This window comes from Paludisphaera borealis (genome assembly GCF_001956985.1).
Lineage (GTDB): Bacteria > Planctomycetota > Planctomycetia > Isosphaerales > Isosphaeraceae > Paludisphaera > Paludisphaera borealis.
Genome location: NZ_CP019082.1, coordinates 3,586,484 through 3,604,804 on the forward strand (window position 1 = coordinate 3,586,484; position 18,321 = coordinate 3,604,804).

General features: G+C 65.3%; 13 protein-coding genes and 2 pseudogenes. 7 read left to right on the plus strand and 8 right to left on the minus strand.

Annotated features, from left to right (window positions below):
• Positions 1–34: 34 nt before the first annotated feature.
• The 4 genes and pseudogenes from BSF38_RS13905 to BSF38_RS13915 all read right to left on the minus strand — a co-directional run bounded on the left by BSF38_RS13905 (position 35) and on the right by BSF38_RS13915 (position 5,792).
• Positions 35–2,968: a WD40 repeat domain-containing protein gene (locus BSF38_RS13905; RefSeq protein ID WP_237170877.1), complete on the minus strand. Its 2,934-nt coding sequence runs from the start codon at positions 2,966–2,968 to the stop codon at positions 35–37.
• A 177-nt stretch (positions 2,969–3,145) separates the two neighbouring features.
• Positions 3,146–3,607, minus strand: a pseudogene (locus BSF38_RS32655) (toll/interleukin-1 receptor domain-containing protein); the annotation flags it as partial.
• A 204-nt stretch (positions 3,608–3,811) separates the two neighbouring features.
• The gene (locus BSF38_RS13910; protein ID WP_076346522.1) at positions 3,812–4,561 is read right to left on the minus strand and encodes a hypothetical protein; all 750 of its coding nucleotides are present in this window, start codon (positions 4,559–4,561) and stop codon (positions 3,812–3,814) included.
• A gap of 61 nt (positions 4,562–4,622) precedes the next feature.
• Positions 4,623–5,792, minus strand: coding sequence for a pyridoxal phosphate-dependent aminotransferase (locus BSF38_RS13915; RefSeq protein WP_076346524.1), 1,170 nt, complete (start codon positions 5,790–5,792; stop codon positions 4,623–4,625).
• 150 nt (positions 5,793–5,942) lie between these two features.
• Here BSF38_RS13915 and BSF38_RS13920 point away from each other — a divergent pair, with 150 nt between their 5' ends.
• Positions 5,943–6,719 (plus strand): DUF1559 family PulG-like putative transporter, encoded by a 777-nt coding sequence (locus BSF38_RS13920; RefSeq protein WP_076346526.1) that lies wholly within the window; start codon positions 5,943–5,945, stop codon positions 6,717–6,719.
• A 179-nt stretch (positions 6,720–6,898) separates the two neighbouring features.
• Here the strand turns inward: BSF38_RS13920 and BSF38_RS13925 are convergent, their stop codons facing one another.
• Both BSF38_RS13925 and BSF38_RS13930 read right to left on the minus strand, forming a co-directional pair.
• A complete protein-coding gene (locus BSF38_RS13925) occupies positions 6,899–7,321 on the minus strand; it encodes a cytochrome c (RefSeq protein WP_076350878.1) in 423 nt (140 codons plus the stop codon).
• Positions 7,322–7,484: 163 nt separating this feature from the next.
• On the minus strand, positions 7,485–8,603 hold the full coding sequence (locus BSF38_RS13930) for a substrate-binding domain-containing protein (protein WP_076346528.1): 1,119 nt from the start codon (positions 8,601–8,603) through the stop codon (positions 7,485–7,487).
• A 146-nt stretch (positions 8,604–8,749) separates the two neighbouring features.
• Between BSF38_RS13930 and BSF38_RS13935 the strand changes: the two genes are divergently transcribed.
• The 4 genes and pseudogenes from BSF38_RS13935 to BSF38_RS13950 all read left to right on the plus strand — a co-directional run bounded on the left by BSF38_RS13935 (position 8,750) and on the right by BSF38_RS13950 (position 12,702).
• Positions 8,750–9,796, plus strand: a complete 1,047-nt coding sequence (locus BSF38_RS13935; protein ID WP_076346530.1) for a DUF1559 domain-containing protein — start codon at positions 8,750–8,752, stop codon at positions 9,794–9,796.
• Between the two features lie 21 nt (positions 9,797–9,817).
• Positions 9,818–10,174 (plus strand): hypothetical protein, encoded by a 357-nt coding sequence (locus BSF38_RS13940; protein WP_076346532.1) that lies wholly within the window; start codon positions 9,818–9,820, stop codon positions 10,172–10,174.
• 150 nt (positions 10,175–10,324) lie between these two features.
• A pseudogene (gene ypfJ, locus BSF38_RS13945) lies at positions 10,325–11,190 on the plus strand (KPN_02809 family neutral zinc metallopeptidase).
• A 306-nt stretch (positions 11,191–11,496) separates the two neighbouring features.
• Complete coding sequence (locus BSF38_RS13950; RefSeq protein WP_076346534.1) at positions 11,497–12,702, plus strand: autotransporter outer membrane beta-barrel domain-containing protein; 1,206 nt, start codon at positions 11,497–11,499, stop codon at positions 12,700–12,702.
• Between the two features lie 127 nt (positions 12,703–12,829).
• Here the strand turns inward: BSF38_RS13950 and BSF38_RS13955 are convergent, their stop codons facing one another.
• A complete protein-coding gene (locus BSF38_RS13955; protein WP_210405721.1) occupies positions 12,830–13,738 on the minus strand; it encodes a ThuA domain-containing protein in 909 nt (302 codons plus the stop codon).
• A gap of 340 nt (positions 13,739–14,078) precedes the next feature.
• Here BSF38_RS13955 and BSF38_RS13960 point away from each other — a divergent pair, with 340 nt between their 5' ends.
• Together BSF38_RS13960 and BSF38_RS13965 are read left to right on the plus strand one after the other, a co-directional pair.
• Positions 14,079–15,371, plus strand: coding sequence for a hypothetical protein (locus BSF38_RS13960; RefSeq protein WP_076346536.1), 1,293 nt, complete (start codon positions 14,079–14,081; stop codon positions 15,369–15,371).
• A 374-nt stretch (positions 15,372–15,745) separates the two neighbouring features.
• The gene (locus BSF38_RS13965; protein WP_076346538.1) at positions 15,746–17,020 is read left to right on the plus strand and encodes a hypothetical protein; all 1,275 of its coding nucleotides are present in this window, start codon (positions 15,746–15,748) and stop codon (positions 17,018–17,020) included.
• 18 nt (positions 17,021–17,038) lie between these two features.
• On the opposite strand, the gene BSF38_RS13970 is transcribed toward BSF38_RS13965, so the two are convergent.
• Positions 17,039–17,947, minus strand: a complete 909-nt coding sequence (locus tag BSF38_RS13970; protein ID WP_076346540.1) for a cation diffusion facilitator family transporter — start codon at positions 17,945–17,947, stop codon at positions 17,039–17,041.
• Between the last annotated feature and the right edge of the window lie 374 nt (positions 17,948–18,321).

The following is an 18,321-nucleotide window of genomic DNA, read 5'->3' on the forward strand; positions in this document are numbered from 1 at the left end:
ATGGCGCGATGAACCAACACGCCGCTCCAAGGATTTACTTGCCGCCGTCTTTCTGGGGGCCGCTCGTTGCATCAAGGGGGATGTTCTCCGCATCCAACACCCCTGGGACGGAACTTGCGACAGGACGATAAGGGAAACCTTCCCCTGGGACGGGTAGCTCCGGGAAGGTCAAGGGCGCCGCCTGGCCCGGAAAGTATTGTCGGGACTCGGCCTGAGCGAGGTTGCGCCCAGCGATCATCCCAGCGATTTCTAGCAGGTCTTTGATCCCTGTGTGCCAAAAGCCTGTCATGCCGTTCAGATCTGTGGCTATCAACCACCGCACGTCGGGACTGAACGAGATCCGATTGACTGTCGTATCCAGGGTCCCGATGTACCGGGCCGACTGCGACGGGTCGGCGGCGTGGAGGTCCCAGAGTCGGATGACTTGGTCCTGGCTCCCACTGGCGAGCCATCGGCCGTCAGGACTTATGCGTATCGAGTCGATCGGCAGTTCGTGCGCTTTCAAAATCCAGCGTCTGCCTACCCCGGGCTCCCAGATCTGGACGGTGGCATCGTCGCCGGCCGTCGCCAGAATTCGTCCGTCCGGGCTGAAGTCCGCAGTCCTCACGATCCCGAGGTGGCCTTGAAGAACCATGGGTTCGCCCCGCCCCCATCCTAGCGATGCATCCCATAGTTTGGTTTTATCCCCATACGCCACGAGCCACCGACCATCCTTGCTGCTCTGCAGTCCCGTGACGCGAGTTCCTTGGGCGATCGTCACGGGATGGGAGATCGACTCTGCATTGGTCAGATCCCTGACCATGATCATGCCGCCCCGATCGGCCGTAACGAGCCAACCGTCGCCGAGGAACGTGCAAGATGCGACGCTAGTCCGATGGCCGCGCAGCTCGACACGTCCCGGCGGTGCGGTCGAGCCCGGCAGTCCCCATAAGCTTGGGACGACGACGGCGCCCCAAGCCACGATCCAGCGGCAATCCGGGGCGATCGTCAACTGACCGACGGGATAGCGGTGGCCGACGAGGACCGTCGCCTCGCGCGCCGAGGCCGGATTCTGCTCGTCCAATCTCCAGGTCTTGACCGTTCCGTCGCGAAAACCGGCCGCGACGAGCCGACCGTCATCGGCGATGCGAATCTTATCGGCTCCGAGGCCGGCGAGGTCGCCAAGACCGGCCAGCTTGGTCCGGGAGGCGACAGTCCAAGGTTTCGCAAGCACGCGAGTCTCAACGCCTCCGTCGGAATCCACGGTGATGAAGCGATCGGCCGAGGCGATGTTTCGGTCGGACACATAGTTCGTGTTTCGGAACGTCACCGGTGAGGATGCAGGTCCTCCGCCTTCCAGATCATAGGCCCGGATGATCCCTTCCCCACCGGCCGTGGCCAGCAGCGGCGTGGCCCCGGCGATCGTCAGGTCAACCAGGCTCAGGTCGTGCCCGTTGAGGCGGGTCACCCCAAGGAACCCGAGATCCTCGGGGAGGAATGGGGCGGCGTTCGCGTTTCTCGCATTCTTCTCGGCCTGAGCCAGGTGGTTCGAAATCCGGCCGAGGTCCCATACGCGAAGTCCGGCGCCCTGGTTCTCTTCGCCGGCGACCAACCAGCGGGCGTCGCTGCTGGTCGCGAGGTAGCGCGAAGGTAGATTCTGAACCGCTCTCAAATCTCGACCTGCCGGCGAGGCCAGACGGGAGGCGGTCAACGGGCCGGCGGCCTTCACACCGCTCCAGAGGAGGAACAGCCCATCGCGGCCGATGGTCAGGAGCCGTTCGCCCTCGCCCGTGAACGTCATTCCGACGATCGGGAATCCATGCCCGACCAACTGGCGAGGCTGCCAGGAAGGAAGGAGCGACTCGAGATCCCAGAGGAGGACCCGGCCGTCCCCGCCGCCGCCCGCCAGGTATCGGCCGTCCGGACTGAAGGCGATCGAGGTCACCACGGCGTTCTGACCGGGCAGGATGATCATCTTGGAAGCGGGGGTCGTCGCGCCGAGCCGCCAGACCCGCACCGCCGCCTCCGAATCGCTGGCCGTCGCCAACCATCGGCCTTGTCGATCGAAGGCGAGCTGCGAGAGGAGCCCCTTCGGATGTTTCAACACCTGAGGTCTCGGCTCCCCGCCGCCGCCGACGGGCCACAGACGCGCCTCGGTCTTCAAACTGGATTCGCCCCAGGCCACGAGCCACTTCCCGTCCGGGGAAAAATCGATTCGATCGAATGACCAGTCGGAGGGGTCGTAAGCCTTGCTCTCGATCCGCGCAAGGACGCGGGAACCTGACTCGGCGTCTTCACTGGCTGTGTCCCACAGCCGTAATTCGACGACCTCTTTGCTCACGTCGACAAGGTATTCCCGCGATGCGGCCGCCAGCCATCGATCTCCTGGATCCATGGCCACCGTCACCGCGCTCGATCGCAAGCCGGAGTATTTCTTGGCTCGCGTAAGTCCAGGACCTTGGCCCGAATCCCAAACGAAAACCGGCCCCTCGCCGCTGCCGATGACGAATTTCCTCCCAGCCGGCGCCATGCCCAGCGAAGTGGCGACGCCCGGAAGGCCTGGGACGTCCAAGGGGCGGCTGGTCGGGCGAGGCGCCCCCAGGTCCCACGCGCGACAGGCCCCTCTGGCGTCCCTACTGACCGACCAACGGCCGTCGGCGCTCACAACCACTTGACGGACCTGCGCGTCGTGAATTCCGATCGTGCGACCGCCGACGCGGGCGACTGCGACGCGGAGGGCCTGCTCCGCTTCGGGCTGGGGAGAATCTCCCGCTCGCAAATTCGCCAGCACGGCTTCGGATGCGAGTAGCACGGAGCGCTGGGGGAATGGGGAGAGGGCGACCGTCGACTCCGCGGCCAGGCGTCGAGACTCGGCGACGCGCGATTCATACTCGGCGACGGATCGCTGCCACAACGCCACCCCGGCGAGGCCGGTCATCGTGACCAGGAGGAGCGAGAGCACTCCGCTCAAAGCGATCAATCGGCGCATGCGCCGCTCTTGCTCCCGCCGACGCAGGTCGTCGAACGAGCACCCCAGAACAGCCGCCAACACTTTGAGTTTGGCCAGGGATCGGGTGCGCCACAGGCTGCTCCCTTCCGTCGGCCGAACGTCCGCGGCGAGAGGCTCGACGTGAGCCGTCACGCTCCCCTCGGCGTGAAGATCGCCTACTTCAATCAGCGAATCCGGGAACGATTCCCCGGGCTCGCCCTCAATCAAAACCGCGAAGATGCGATCGTGCCGACCCAACCGGCGGAATCGCAAGACTTCTTCGTTGACCCACCGCGATTCGCGCGTCCTCGGCGAACAAATGACAATCAAGCACTTCGATTCCTTCAAGGCGGCGTCAATCGAGAAGCTCAGGTCGCTCGACGCCGCCAACTCCTCCTCGTCGCGGAATACGCGGCGGACACGCGGAGGGATCCCCAAGTCCGCCACCAGCTTCCGCGGGACGCGGTAGGATTCCATCGCAGAATGCAGCCACTTCGCCCAGGAGCGATCCGGCTCGATGTGCCTGTAACTGATGAAGGCGTCATAGCGGGGAGCGTTCGCCGCACTTCCGGCGTCGCCAGGGGCGGGCGGACCGTCGAAAGCTCCGGCATTATTCAATTCCATATCATCTTCCGACATCAAAATATTCTAATCATCAATTCGTTGGGCCGGATACCGTACGTCGACCGAGCCGCTCCGACGTCGCCGCTCCAACAGGCCTCCGCCGAAGCGGACGATCAGAGCAAAGCGTGCGGCAGCCGCGAAGCGCAGGCATCGCCAGAATCGCGATGGGCGGGGACCGTCCGCCTTGGACCGCTCGAGTAGGCGCTCAAGTCTTGGGGGTCAGGCACCGGCCATGGCGTCGAGGAGCAATTCGAGGCTGGCCATGAATCGGAGCAGCCTAACGGCGTCGGGGCGGCTCTCGCGGTTCAGGTCGCGGAGGGCCGGCTTGCCGTAGGCGTAGAGCCGCTCCTTGGCCTCGCTGACGCTGGCGATCGTGGCCCGGCGGGTCGAGGCGAACTCCTTGACGACCGTGAGAATCGCCGCCTCGGCGGCGTCCCGTTCCTTGCCTAGTTCGCCGGTCGCGGGGGCTCCACTCGGCCAGATCACCTTGCCGTCGGGCGAGAAGACCTGGCTCTTGGGAAGCGGCTTGAAGCCCTGGTTGTCGTCGGTCGTCGCGGCCGTCGACGCCGGCTCCTGGGTCCGGACGTCGTACCGGGGCGCCATGGTCGCCATCATCTTCTGGTTCTGGAGCGCCTGGGCCACAGCCTGCTGGTTGTACAGGTTGGCGGCCTGGTAATTCGAGGCCGTCCAGGCGTTGTACATGTTGTACCGGGCGGTCCGCATCCCCAGATTGAGCTGGGCCTGCACGATCGGGTTCCACGGCGAGACGCCCACGCCCGGCAGGCCGTAACTCATGGCGCTGGCGTTGTAGTTGATCCCGTATGGATCGATCCGGCTCTGGAAGCTCGGCGTGTCCGTGTACGGCAGGTTCGCCTGGGCCGAGGCTTCGGGCGAGCCGCCGGCCAGCATCGCGAGGAGAGTCGCCAGGGCGAGCGTCGGACGGGCCGAGGAACGAAGAAGCGACCGCATGCAAAGTCTCCCGTGACGAGGTGTCGATCAACCCGCTTCGATTGTGCTCGACAGGCCCGGCTCAGACAATGACCCGGAGGGCGCGAAGGCGCTCGGCGGCGGCGTCGAGGGTGGCGTCGCGCTTACAGAAGCAGAACCGGGTGTACGCGCGGCCCAGCTCCTTGTCCTGGAAGAAGCTCGACCCCGGCACCGTCGCCACTCCGATTTCTCGAACCAGGCGACGGGCGAACTCGACATCGTCGACGGCCCCGAACGGCCCGATCCCGGCCATGATGTAATACGCCCCCTCGGGCGCGTCGAACTCGAAGCCGACCTCCCAGAGCACCTTGCAGAAGCGGTCGCGGCGGGCCTGGTAGTCGCTGGCCAGATGGTCGTAATACGCCCGAGGCAGGCGATAGGCGACCGCGCCGGCCTCCTGAAGCGGGGCCGCCGCGCCGATCGACACGAAGTCGTGGATCTGCCGGAACGTCTTCGTGAGCGTCGGGTTCGCGAGGATTGTGCCGACCCGCCAGCCGGTCACCGAGTAGGTCTTCGACATCCCGCCGACCGTCACCGCCCGCTCGTGCATGCCGTCGAGGCTCGCCAGCGCGACGTGCTCGCGACCGTCGAAGAGAATATGCTCATAGATCTCGTCGGTGATCGCCACCACGTCCCACTTGCGGCAGAGGGCGGCGATCGGTTCGAGGTCCTCGCGAGTGAAGACCGCGCCGGTGGGGTTGTTCGGGTTGCAGAGCACGATGGCCTTGGTCCGGTCGTTGAACGCGGCGGCCAGCTCGTCGGGGTCGAACTTCCAGTGCGGCGGGCGGACCGGCACGAACCGGGGCGTCGCGCCGGCGAGCACGCAGTCGGGCCAGTAGTTCTCGTAGAACGGCTGCGACAGGATCACCTCGTCGCCCGGGTTGATCAAAGAGATCAACGTCACGAGCATCGCCTCGGTACTACCGCACGTCACCGTGATCTCGGTCTCCGGATCAACCGTCAGCCCCAGGTGCCAGCCGGCGTGGTCGGCGATCGCGTGCCGAAGGTCGTGCGCCCCCCAGGTGACGGCATACTGGTTGACGTCGTCCTGGATCGCCCGGCACGCCGCGTCCTTGAGGATCTGAGGCGCGGGGAAGTCGGGCATCCCCTGCGCCAGGTTCACCGCGTCGTACTTCTTCGCCTCGATCGACATCCCCCGGATCACGCTCTCGGTGAACCGCGCGGCCTTCGTCGAAATCAACGGATACTGCATCGCCCGCCGCCTTTCCGAATACCCATCGACCCCGTTGCGCCCCAAGAAATCGACCGCCGGAGCCTGGCCCCTGGAAGACCCGCCCAGGATTTGTTATTACGAATTCCTAAGACTTCACACTCAACCGGACTTTTCCCGAGGTCCTCAGTCATGATCCGACGCGGCTTCACCCTCATTGAGCTTCTGGTCGTGATCGCGATCGTCGCCGTCTTGATCGCGCTCTTGCTGCCGGCTGTGCAGGGGGCCCGCGAGGCGGCCCGGCGGATGGACTGTCAGAGCCACATGCACCAGATCGGCCTGGGGTTCATGCAATATTTCGACGACTGGAACGGCCAGTTCTTCCTCCATCATCCGTTCAACGCCGACGTCCTGTCCGAGACCAGCGCGGCCGAATCGTTCGCCGAGATCTACTGGGAGGACAAGATCATGCCGTACGTCAATTCGGCGTACGCCAACGACGCGATCGCCCACGGGGGCGTGCAGGTCGCCGACGCCAAGATCTTCCGGTGCATGTCCGACATCTCGTACCCTCAGCCGTTCACCGACCCCGACACCCAACTGGTCGACGGCGTGTCCGACCGCACCAGCTACCTGATGAACTCGCTGCTGACGCACAAGACCCGGCGGTACGGACGGTATTCGTTCCAGAGGTTCCAGTACGAGATGGGGACCTCGAACTTCGTGATCATGAACGAGCGGAACGCCGCGGGCATCCTCGCCAGCCCCGTGGCCGGCGACCCGCGCCAGGACGATTACGACATCTGGCTGGGCACCGACGTCCTCGACACCTGGATTCCCTGGGACCGGCACGGCAGCTCGAACGTCTTGTTCCTGGACGGCCACGCCAAGAGCATCAACAAGCCCGACGCGCTGACCGGCATGTACCCCGGCGGGCAAAGCTACCGCGAGAGCCGCTTCTACCCCTGATCGGTTCGGTGCCGGTCGCAACGGGAGTGGCTCATGCCCTTGAATCGGGGTGGCACGGGTTCGATCGAACCCGTGGACGCCAGCCGCAGCCCGTCAAACACGGGTTCGGCGAACCGACCCCGTGCCACCCATCAGTCGTTGCCTATAAAACAAACTCTCGACTCGCCACACGAGCGGGGTCAGTCTTCCGGCTTGTGCGCGTCGTGGCAACCCTTGCAAGACTTGCCGATCTTGGCGGCCGTCTCGCGGACCGACTTGAGGTCTTCCTTCTTGGCGGCCGTCTCGAGCTCCTTGGAAGCGTCGGCGAGGGCCTTGGTCAGCTTGTCCCACGACGCCTTCTCGCCGCGCGGCGCGTCGTTCTTGCCGAGGGCCGGGCCGTACTTGGTGAACGTCTCAGCCGCCTTCTTGACCTTCGCCCAGTCGGGCTTCTCGCCCTTCAACTCAGCCTTCAGAATGCCGCTCGCCGAGGTCTTCCCCGCGAACAGCTTCTTCATGACCACTTCCGAAGTGACCGACTCGTCGGCCGCTCCGGCCTGCCGGGAAACCAGTCCACCCGCGACGACCAGGGCCAGCATGCTCACACCGCAGATCAGGCTCTTCATCCAGTTTCTCCACTTGGGAAGATCGAGAAAAACCGCTTCGCTCATCGAAGCCAAGCGGTTGCGTCGTTGGGAGAGCGAGGTTCGAGGACGCTCCACCGAACCGATTAGATTACCTACAACGATTCTCCCGGGCTAGCAGAGCTTAACGAAAGCTCATGTCGAGTCACGTCGCTCGCTCGCGCGGCCCGCGCGCTTTTTGAAGCGAGCCGGTCGCCGAGGCGTCGTAGCCGGGGAGGTCGGCCAGGAGGCGGCGATAGGGGGTCGACCGGACGGCCTTGACGAGCGCCCGGATGCGCGGGTCGGCGTCGAGCGAATCGGGGAAGCAGAGGTCGTAGGCCTCGCGGCGGACGGTCAGGAACGCGAGGTCGGCCTCGTCGCTGGCCAGTCGCAGGCAGACGCCGGCGTCGGCCCAGCCGTCGCGGATCGCGGCGGCCACGCCCCGGTGGTCGCGGGCGGCCCCCAGCGACGGCGGCGGCGTTCCCCCCTCGGCCTCCATGAAGACCTCGTCCAGGCAGGCGCGGGCGCCCGAGCCCGCCTCGCGGCTGATCCAACGGATCGGCGACCGGACGGCCTCGCGGAACGTCGAGACCCGCAGGGACGGAGCCAGGGCGATCCCCTCGTCCCAGTCGGCCACTCGGAGCAGGCGGAACGCGCCGAGATCCGGCTCGGCGGCTCGCACCGCGTCGATGTTCCCAGCCGCGTCGTCGGCCCGGACCAGGTGGACGCCCGCCGCGTGGACCAGGCCGCGGGACAGCAGATCGAGGGCCGAGCGGCTCGACCGACTCAGGACGATCAGCCGGACGCCGTCAGTCCGGGCCAAAGCCTCGGCCAGCAGCCCGACGGCCGGATCACAGCAGGCCACGACCAGCGTCCGGTCGGCGTCGACGTGCGGCAGGTCTTCGAACACGCCGTCGCGGAACACCCCGTCGTGCGCCGGCAGTCCCAGCGGCGAGACCTCGACCGGATACGCCAGGGTCCGACCTCCCAGCGTCGCCCGCCAGTAGCGGCAGGCCGACCGCGACGGCGGCGGGGGCCAGGCCCAGGGGCCGTCGCCGACCTCGACCGTCGAAGCCGACCGGAGCCGGAACAGGTCCTCGACCGCGCAGCCGAGCGCCTTCGACAACGCCAGGGCCGCCGCCGTCGATGGCGCCAGCCGGCCCGTCTCGATCGCACTGACCCCCGCGCGCGACAGCCCGGCCCGGGCCGACAGGTCTTGCTGCGACCACCCCCGGCGCTCGCGGAACGCCCGAACCACGTTCTCCAGCCTCGGCTCCTCGCTCATCCAACCACCCTCGCCCGGACCTTGAACATCCTCGTGACAGGTCATACAATCTTCATCTCGTCCATGATCCTGGCGCAACGCTGATAGAATCGTGCCTCCAGGGCAGGGGGATTACAAGGGGCTCGCCGCTCCGAAAGGGAACGTCGATGAAGTCGGATCGAGCCGTTCGCGGGTTCACGTTGATCGAGCTTTTGGTGGTGATCGCGATCATCGCGGTCTTGATCGCGCTGTTGCTGCCGGCCGTGCAGTCGGCCCGTGAGGCCGCCCGGCGGGCGCAGTGCTCGAACAACCTCAAGCAGATCGGTCTGGGGCTGCACAATTACGTCTCGGCTCACAATGCATTCCCTCCCGGCCGGATCAACAGCCACATCGCCGGCCGGGGCAACACCTGGGGCGCCTACGCCCAGATGCTGCCGCAGCTTGAGCTGACGACGGTGTTCAACGCCTTCAACTTCAACCTATCCCCCGACATCGACCTGGCCAACACCACCGGGGCCGCGATCTTCATCGCGAGCTTCCTCTGCCCGAGCGATCCCAGCCCTCCGCAGTACGCCCAGGCCAACTTCGGGATGCACAATTATCTCCTCAACGTCGGCAATGTGTATCCGGTGACGACGAGCCCGCTCGACGGCTCGGGCCAGCCGCTGGGGATCACGCCCAATGGGGTCTTCTATGAGAATACGGCGGTCAAGATCTCGAACCTGACCGACGGCCTGTCGAACACGGCGGCGATCAGCGAGTCGCTTCGATCGACGCCCGGGATCGCCTTCGCGGCCGATCCGCTCAACGGCTTCGTCATCACCGGCGACAACAAGACGAACGGGGCGCCGATCACCAACGACGCCGACTACCAATCGCTTTGCGTGGCCCCCGCCGCGTCGCTCGTGTTTCAGGTTACGCGGGGGAGCAAGTGGCATTACGGCGCGCCCGGGCACAGCATGTACAACCATCGGCGCGTCCCCAACGACGCGCGGGTCGACTGCCGCGGCGGCCTGCCTCACAGCGACAAGAGCGACCCGTTCTGGAGCCAGCTCTCCCTCAACATCACCTCCCGCAGCAAGCACCCGGGCGGAGTGCAAACGCTCTTCGCCGACGGCCACGTCCAGTTCATCAAAAACTCGATCAGCCTCCCGACCTGGCAGGCGCTCGGCAGCGCCAACGGCGGCGAGGTCGTTTCGTCCGATAGTTATTGACGAGATGAAAGACGAGACCCGATGCGGCGGCTCCTCCTCCCGTTTCTCCTGATTTCGATGATGGTCGGCGGCGGCTGCTCGCAGCCGGTCGGCCACGGCCTCTGGAACCTCAAGGTCGGCGGCAAGGCCCGGCTGATCGCCGAGCCCGGCGAGGCGGAGGTCAAACTGACCGATCTGGCCACGCCCGCCGCCGGTCGCCGATCGAGCCGGAAGGCCCCGGCCCAGCCCAAGATCGAGACGACGACCGTGGCGGCCGGGACGACCGGCGTGGTCCTGGCCGTCGACGGCGACGACGCCCGCTTCCAGATCGCCGACGGCCCGCACGCGGGATCGATCCACTGGGTCGAATGCAAGCGGCTGGAACCCATCGCGGATTGAGCCCGGCGCCCTTGCCTCCGGCGATGCATGGAAATACCTTTCAAATGAGAAAGATTTCCGTGGCGGCCCGACTTTCGCTTGAGCTTCCCTCCATGCGAAAATGCGGACCGTCGCCGCGGCTTTGATCGAGCAACCTGGGGAGTCGACTTCATGCGCTGGCAAGGTGAACGTGAGAGTGAGAACGTCGAGGACCGTCGCGGGCTCTCGACGGGCGCCATGGTCGGCGGCGGGATCGGGACGCTGATCATCATCCTTCTGGGCTTGTTCTTGGGGATCGACCCCCAACCGCTGCTCCGGGTGATGCAGGGGGCCGGCGGTCCGGCGGGGGGGGAGGCGCCCAGCAGAAGCAGCGCGACCTCACGCCCGAGGAAATCGAGCAGGGCAAGTTCGTCAAGGCCACGCTGGCCATGACCGAGGACGTCTGGAACGAGCAGTTCGCCAAGATGGGGCGGAAATATCAGGAGCCCACGCTCGTCCTCTTCTCCGACCAGGTCAGGACCGAAGGCTGCGGGTTCGCCAGCTCGGCCGTCGGCCCGTTCTACTGCCCGGGCGACCAGAAGGTCTACATCGACCTGACCTTCTACGACGAGCTGAAGCGCAAGTTCAAGGCGCCCGGCGAGTTCGCCCAGGCGTACGTGGTCGCCCACGAGATCGGCCACCACGTCCAGAACCTGCTGGGGATCAGCGAGAAGATCTCGAGCATGCAGCGCCAGGCCGACAAGGCCGAGGCCAACCGGCTGTCGGTGATGCTTGAGCTTCAGGCCGACTTCTTCGCCGGCGTCTGGGCCCACCACATCGAGAAGAAGCGGCACGTCCTCGAAAGCGGCGACATCGAGTCGGGCCTCCGCGCCGCGACGGCCATCGGCGACGACGCGCTCCAGAAGCAGGCCCAGGGCTACGTCGTGCCCGACTCGTTCACGCATGGAACCTCGGCCCAGCGGGTCAAGTGGTTCAGCAAGGGGCTCCAGACCGGCGACGTCAACCAGGGCGACACCTTCAACGCCCCCGACCTGTAAGTCCCGGCCCCGCCTCGTTCCTTTCGGGCCGAACGCTACACCCGTCACAATCGCCCCCCTGAGAACAACCCTCGCGCGACGACCAGGGGGCTCTCCGAGGGGGTTGTTTGGAAGGTCCCCGACCCGATTCGGGGCCGATACCAGAGACCAGTGCGGGATTCGGCGGAGGATAGCGCCGAACGTCCCGCGCGGTGCTCGGTCCTGGCGGACCTGGGCGGGCGAAGTCGATTCGCCCGCCTCGCCGGTTCGTCCCGCCAGGGAAGGAGTTTCTCCGAGCCCGCCACCGCGACCACGGAGGATCGTCGCATGTCGGTCTCACGCACGAACAGGTCCCGATCGTCGCTGCGCGCGTTCCGGCCGACGCTCGACGCACGACTCGAAGACCGGGTGGTTCTCTCCGCCGTCTCGCTCCGGCAGTACCTCAACATCTCCCAGAGGCTGCTCAAGAACCCGTCCCCCAAACCGGCTCGGGTCGTCAACTTCCCGCAGTTCACCAAGAACGCGCCGGGGATCAGCCAGAACCCGCGCGTGATCCACGCGGCGGCCGTCCAGACGGTTCGCGGCGGCCAGGCCGTCAACGTGGTCGCCGTCGACGGCACCCACTACCGCATCCAGCTCGCGTACATCTCCAACACCGCACAAACATCCGCCGCGGAAGGGCAGGCCGGGGCCTACGCCCAGGGCTCGGGAACGCTCGCGCTTCAGACCGCGCAGCCCACCGAGACGCCGCAGCCGCAGGGGACCGTCCGGGTCTATCCCAAGGCCGACGGCTCGGTCGGCATCATCGTCGACGGCTCGACCTCCAACACCGAGCTGACCATCAACCCGCTGCCGCAGGCGATCCGCAAGGGCTACGCCCACAGCTTCGCCTACGGCCAGGCGAACAAGAACAACGCCCTCCAGGTGAGCCAGGTCACCATCAACAGCGGCAACATCGGCGCCATCGAAGGATTCCACACAGCCGACCTGACCGGCCCGATTACCGCCATGGGCACCCAGGCCATCGACCGGATCGCCTTCCGGTCGATCCAGCCCGGCGCCTCGATCACTACCGGCGGCGACGTCAACACGCTCGACGTCCTCCAGGGCATCACCCTCAGCGGAACCAATATCAACATCGGCCGCGACCTCAACCTCCTCAACGTCGGCCAGAGCATCACCCTCACCAACGGCGCCAACTTCGCCATCGGCCGCGACATCGGTCTCGTCTCGCAGGCGCCCAAGGGGACCGGCACCGGCAGCAATGTCCTCTCCCTGAACGCGACCGTCGTGGGGACCACCTCGACCGCGACGTTCCCTACCGTCGGGGCCTACATCCTGGGCAGCCTCGTCATCGACACCTCCAGCAAGTTCTCGGTCGGCCGGGCGGTCGACCAGGTCATCTACATCGGCGGCAACTTAACCGGCTACGACAACCTCCGCATCCCCGCCACCAACGTCCCGCCTCCGAACCCCCTCTTCCCCAACATTCCGGGCAACCCGCTCCAGGTCATCGGCGAGCAGACCCCCTGACCCGCAAGCCCAACCCATCGCCGATTTCAGGGCTTCGAGCCGGTCTCCAGATAGACCGGCTTGAGGCCCTTTTTGTATCCGCCGTTGCCCGAGTTGTTGGGCTCATAGGGTTCGACGAGGTCCGCCTTCACACCCTCGGGGGGATTTTGTCCTCCAGGCCGAGCGCCCAGAAGACGCCGTTGAGCGATAGCTTGCGCATCGACTCGTCTTTGAAGTCGAACGGGTGGCCGAGGGTCGTGAAGAAGACCCGGGCGGGGACGCCACTCTTGCCGGTGTAGGTCTTGGTCCAGGCGACCGGATTGGTGACCGGGAACCGGTCGTGCTCCTTGGCGTGGCCCGACTTGAGCGCCGTGCCGATGAGGAGCTTTTCAGGCGAGCCGGAGAGGCTGTCGCCGCCCCCCTCGACGTGGTACAGCCACGAGTAGGTCTTGAACGGCGACACCCCGCGCAGGACCGGGTTCTTGGCTTCCGATGGGATGATCGAGACAGCGGTCAGCAGCTCCTTGCCGTCGCCGAAGTGGCCGTGGTGGGTAATCCACTTCTGGCCGAAGATCTTCCGGGTCCACGCCTCGTTCATCTCGGCCGCGTGGGGACCGCCGTCGTACTTGAAGGCGTGCGAGGCCGTCCGGAAGCCCATCATCGGCTTGCCGCTCTCGGCGTACTTGACGATCCGCGCGAGCTGAGCGTCGGGCAGCTTGCGGAACCTCGTGTACATGACGACCAGGTCGGCGTCGTCGAGCGCCTCCAGCCCGGCGATGTTCGTCAGGTTGTCGGGGTTGATCGAGCCGTCCGGGTCGAGCGCGTAGCAGACCGAGACCCGGAACCCGTGCGTCTTGTCGAGGATCTTCGCCAGCATCGGCAGCGATTCCTCGCTCCGGTACTCCTCGTCGCCGCTGATGAAGACGACGTGGGGCAGCTTCGCGGCCGGTTCGGCGGCCGTCACAAGCGAAGCGGCCGTTGCAAAAACTCCCCAGACGACCAGAAACCGACGGAATCCCGTCCTCGTCGCACCAAAATCCCGAAGCGTGAGCGGCATCAGATTCTCCCCGGTGATAGAGTCGATCGTCCCCAGTCGTCACCTACATCTACCACGACGGCGGCGACGGATGCACCCGCGCCTCCGACCGCGTTCAGGATTTCCAGGACGTCGTGATCGTGGGCCGCTCTGGATGCCGCGACCCGCCCCTTGATATCGTTGAATGAGAGCGGCGACCACGCCGCACTCCAGCAAGCATCTGACAGCCCGGAGCAGCGTACCGATGAGACAGCGACCTCGATGGAACTTGACTCGTGATCGGTCGAGCCACGGCGTTTCCGGCGCGAGGCGAAGCCGTTCGTCGGTCCCGGTTCTCGAAGATCTGGAAAACCGGATCGCAATGTCGGCGAGCACGATTCCAGACCCCGCCGCCTCGCTCGCCGCTGAAGTCGGCCCCTCCAATACGCAGGCCGTCGCCCGCACCGTCGTTGCCGGCTACCAAACCGCCGCCGTCGCCGCCGCCCCTCTCGCCGCCCCCGTCCCGATCGGGAGCGGGGTCGGTGTGAAGCAGGTCGTCATCGAGAACTGGAACAACACGCCGTACGTCTTCATGATCAACACGAACGACGAACTCTACTACGGCCATCTGACCACGACCTTGGTCTCCACTCTCCCTTACAAGGCCGCCAACACCTTCAGCGGCTGGACCTTCGTCACGGGGGCGGCGAAGGAAATCACCGTCGACTTGGGGAAGAACAACAACCCCTACATCTACCTCATCAATACAAACAACGACCTTTATTACGGCAACCTGTCCACCGGCACCGCGTTCCCGCCCAACCAGGTCGCCTTCAGCGGCTGGAACTTCCTCACGGGCGCCGCCAAGGACGTCACCGTCGGCCAATGGAACGGCAACACTTACATCTACTTGATCAACACAAACAACGATCTCTACTTCGGCAATTGGTACACCACCACCTCGACCACCTTCCCCCCCGTGCCCAGTCAGACCCTCTTCGCCGGTTGGAACTTCATCACCGGCGCCGCCAAGCAAGTGTCCGTCGACCTGTGGCGCGGTTACCCTTATCTTTACCTGATCAACTCCAAGGACGAACTCTACTACGGAAACCTGTACTTCGCGCAGAAAACTCTCCCGCCCCCGATCGGCCATGCCTCGTTCAGCGGCTGGAACTTCATCACGGGCGCCGCGAAGCAGGTCACGGTCAGCCAATGGAACGGCAACCCCTACCTTTATCTGATCAACTCCAACGACGAACTCTACTACGGGAACCTGAGTGCTCTTTCATCCAGCACCACGATCCCACCCGGCACGTCGAAATTCAGCGGCTGGAACTTTATCACGGGCGCCGCGAAACAGGTCGCCGTCGGCCAATGGCAGAACAACCCGTACCTTTATCTGATCAACTCGAACGACAACCTCTACTACGGCAACCTATACACCGCCCAGACCCAAACCGGCCCCTCCACCTTCACGAGTTACACCGCATTCAGCGGCTGGACTTTCCTCACGGGCGCCGCGAAACAAATCACGGGCGGTACATGGCAGAGTAATCCTTATCTGTATCTGATCAATTCGAACAACGACCTCTTCTTCAGCAATCTGTACACCGCCTTGATCTCCACCTTGCCCTACAAGACCGCCACCGCCTTCAGCGGCTGGAGCCCGTTCTGACAGACGGGCGGCGGCGTCCGTCTCGTGCGGCTCGCCTGTAACGCGTGTCCTAATGATGCAACAGCCATCGCCGGATCTTGCTCGCGACCAGCTCGCATCCGGCGATTGCTGCCGAGCTGTCGCGTCGCCTCCATGGACTTCGAATATCAAACGAGCCATGATCAGCGTGCACCGAAATACGAACGCTTGCACCCTGACCATACGAAAAGTTAATGAAACAACCTTCATTTACTCGATTGATTCGGAGTATCGCGACGATGAGAAAGCCAACCGGATGGAACGTGACTCGTGACCGGGGCAAAGTAGGCGGTTCCATCAGGAGGCGAAGCCGTTCGTCGCGGTTTGTTCTCGAAGATCTGGAAGACCGGATCGCGATGTCGGCGAGCACGATCCCCGTCGGTTCGCTCGCCGGCGTCCCCCAGGTGCTCGCCAATCCAGAGGCCGTCTACAACGCCCCGCGCTCGCTAGGCAATGGGATCGGGGTGAAGCAGATGGTCGTCGTTAATTGGCAGAACACGCCCTTCACCTTCATGATCAACACGAACGACCAACTCTTCTACTCTTACCCGACCACCTCGTCGTCTTTCGTCGGTCGCCTGCCCGCCGGCAGTCCACCCGACCCCAAGGACATCACCACGGATTACACCTCCTGGAAGTTCGTCACGGGGGCGGCGAAGGAGATCTCCGTCGATCTCTGGAACAACCAGCCGTACCTCTACCTGATCAATTCCAAGGACGAGCTCTATTACGGCAACCTGTACTCCACCAGCACCACGTCCACCGCGAATCCCCAGGTTGCTTTCAGCGGCTGGAACTTCGTCACGGGGGCCGCGAAGCAGGTCGAGGTCAACGACTGGGGCGGCAGCCCGTACCTCTACCTGATCAACTCCAAGGACGAACTCTACTTCGGCAACCTGTACACCGGCGGCCCGACTTCCGCCACGCCCGGCCGGACCGCCTTCAGCGGCTGGAATTTCATTACGGGCGCCGCGAAACAGATCGAGGCCGATCCATGGCGCAACAGCGACTACCTCTATCTGATCAACTCCAAGGACGAACTCTACTACGGCAACCTGTACTTCGACCCGGCCACCCCTGGGGTTCCGACCGGCCGCGCCTCGTTCAGCGGCTGGAACTTCCTCACCGGGGCCGCGAAGGACGTCACCGTCAGCCAGTGGAACGGCAACCCCTACCTCTACCTGATCAACTCCAAGGACGAACTCTACTACGGCAACCTGGCCGCTTCATCGACCAGCACCACGATCCGGCCCGGGCCGTCCACCTTCAGCGGCTGGAGCTTCCTCACCGGGGCCGCGAAGGACGTCACCGTCAACCAGTGGAACGGAAACGCCTACCTCTACCTGATCAACTCCAAGGACGAGCTTTACTACGGCTCCTTGTACACCACCCAGGCCCAGACCGCCCCGTTGACTTTCACGTCGCACACCGCCTTCACCGGCTGGACGTTCCTCACGGGCGCCGCGAAGCGGGTCGAGGTCGGTCAGAGGGAGAGTCATCCGTTGGTCGCCCTGGTCAACTCTAAGAACGACCTCTACTACGGGAACCTGACCCTCGCCAGGTCCACGGTCTACCCCTGGAGCACCTACCTCGCGTTCGGCGGCTGGATTCAAGGTTGGACCACCCCCTGACGTTCGCCCGCCGCCGCGTCAGTCGGCCTTGGAATTCGCGTGGGCGGCGGAGAACGGTTCGAGGTGGACCAGGACGTCGCGGAGGATCGGGTACCGCTCCAGCAGCCGGTCCTTGACCTGGTGGCTGATCGTGTGGCCCTCGGCCACGGTCAGGTCGGCGGGGACCTGCACATGGATGTCGACGAGGTACTCCAGGCCCGTCTTGCGGACCCAGAGCTTGTCGACCTGGCGGACCCCCGGCGACCCGGCGGCGAACGCCCGGATCTCGTCCACGAACGGTTGATCGGCCTGGGCGTCCATCAGCTCCTGGCCGCTCGCGACCAGCAGCCGGGCCGCCGAGACGAGGATCACCGCCACGACCACCAGGGCCGAAACGCCGTCCATGAAAAGGAGCTTCGGCCCGCCGATCCGGACCAGCGACAGACCGATCAGCACGGCCAGGGCGCTGAAGGCGTCGGACCGATGGTCCCAGGCGTTGGCGGTCAAGGCGCTCGATCCGAGCCGTCGTGCCAGCCGGATCTTGTACTGATACAGGGCTTCCTTGATCACCACGTTGACACCGGCGATCGCCAGGGCCCACACCGGCGGCGGCTGGTGCAACGGCTCCAGCGGGAACGACCGGATCGTCTCCCAGCCAACCATCAACGCCGAGGCGATCACCAGCACCGCGACGTTCGACCCCGCGATCGCCTCGGCCCGGGTGTGGCCGTACGGGTGCTCGGCGTCGGCCGGCTTCTGAGCCACCCGGAACGCCAGCAGGATCGCCGACGACGTGAAGACGTCCCCCAGCGAGTTCACCGCGTCCGACACCAGCGCCAGCGACCCGCCGACGATCCCCCCCGCGAGCTTCGCCACGCCCAGCCCGAGGTTGACCGCCAGGCCCAGGGCGGTCGCCCGCACGGCCTCGCGATAAAGCTCCCGCTTCATCGGTTCCACCCCACGACCGCGCATGCCGCGTCACTTCCCCTGCCAAAGCACAAAAGCCCGAGCCGCCGGCCCCGACCGCCAACACCACCACGACCCTCAACATCTTAAGGAACCCGCGAAGCCACACAACCCAACATCCCCCCCCTCGGAGCGGGCCCTCCAATTGGGTCCGTTCGTCCCCAAAACCGGCCGGTCCTCGCCCCGAACCACCCCGCCGATCGCCCGCCAACCGGCCTCGATGGCCTCGAACGCGGCCGTGCGGGCGGCCCGGAATTTGGGTTCGTTCGCACCGGCGAAACGGCAGAATCCGCGTCGCAAGCTATTACCGCATCGACCTTTGCTTCGTCCCCCAAGATTGGCTTCGATCGCGCGGA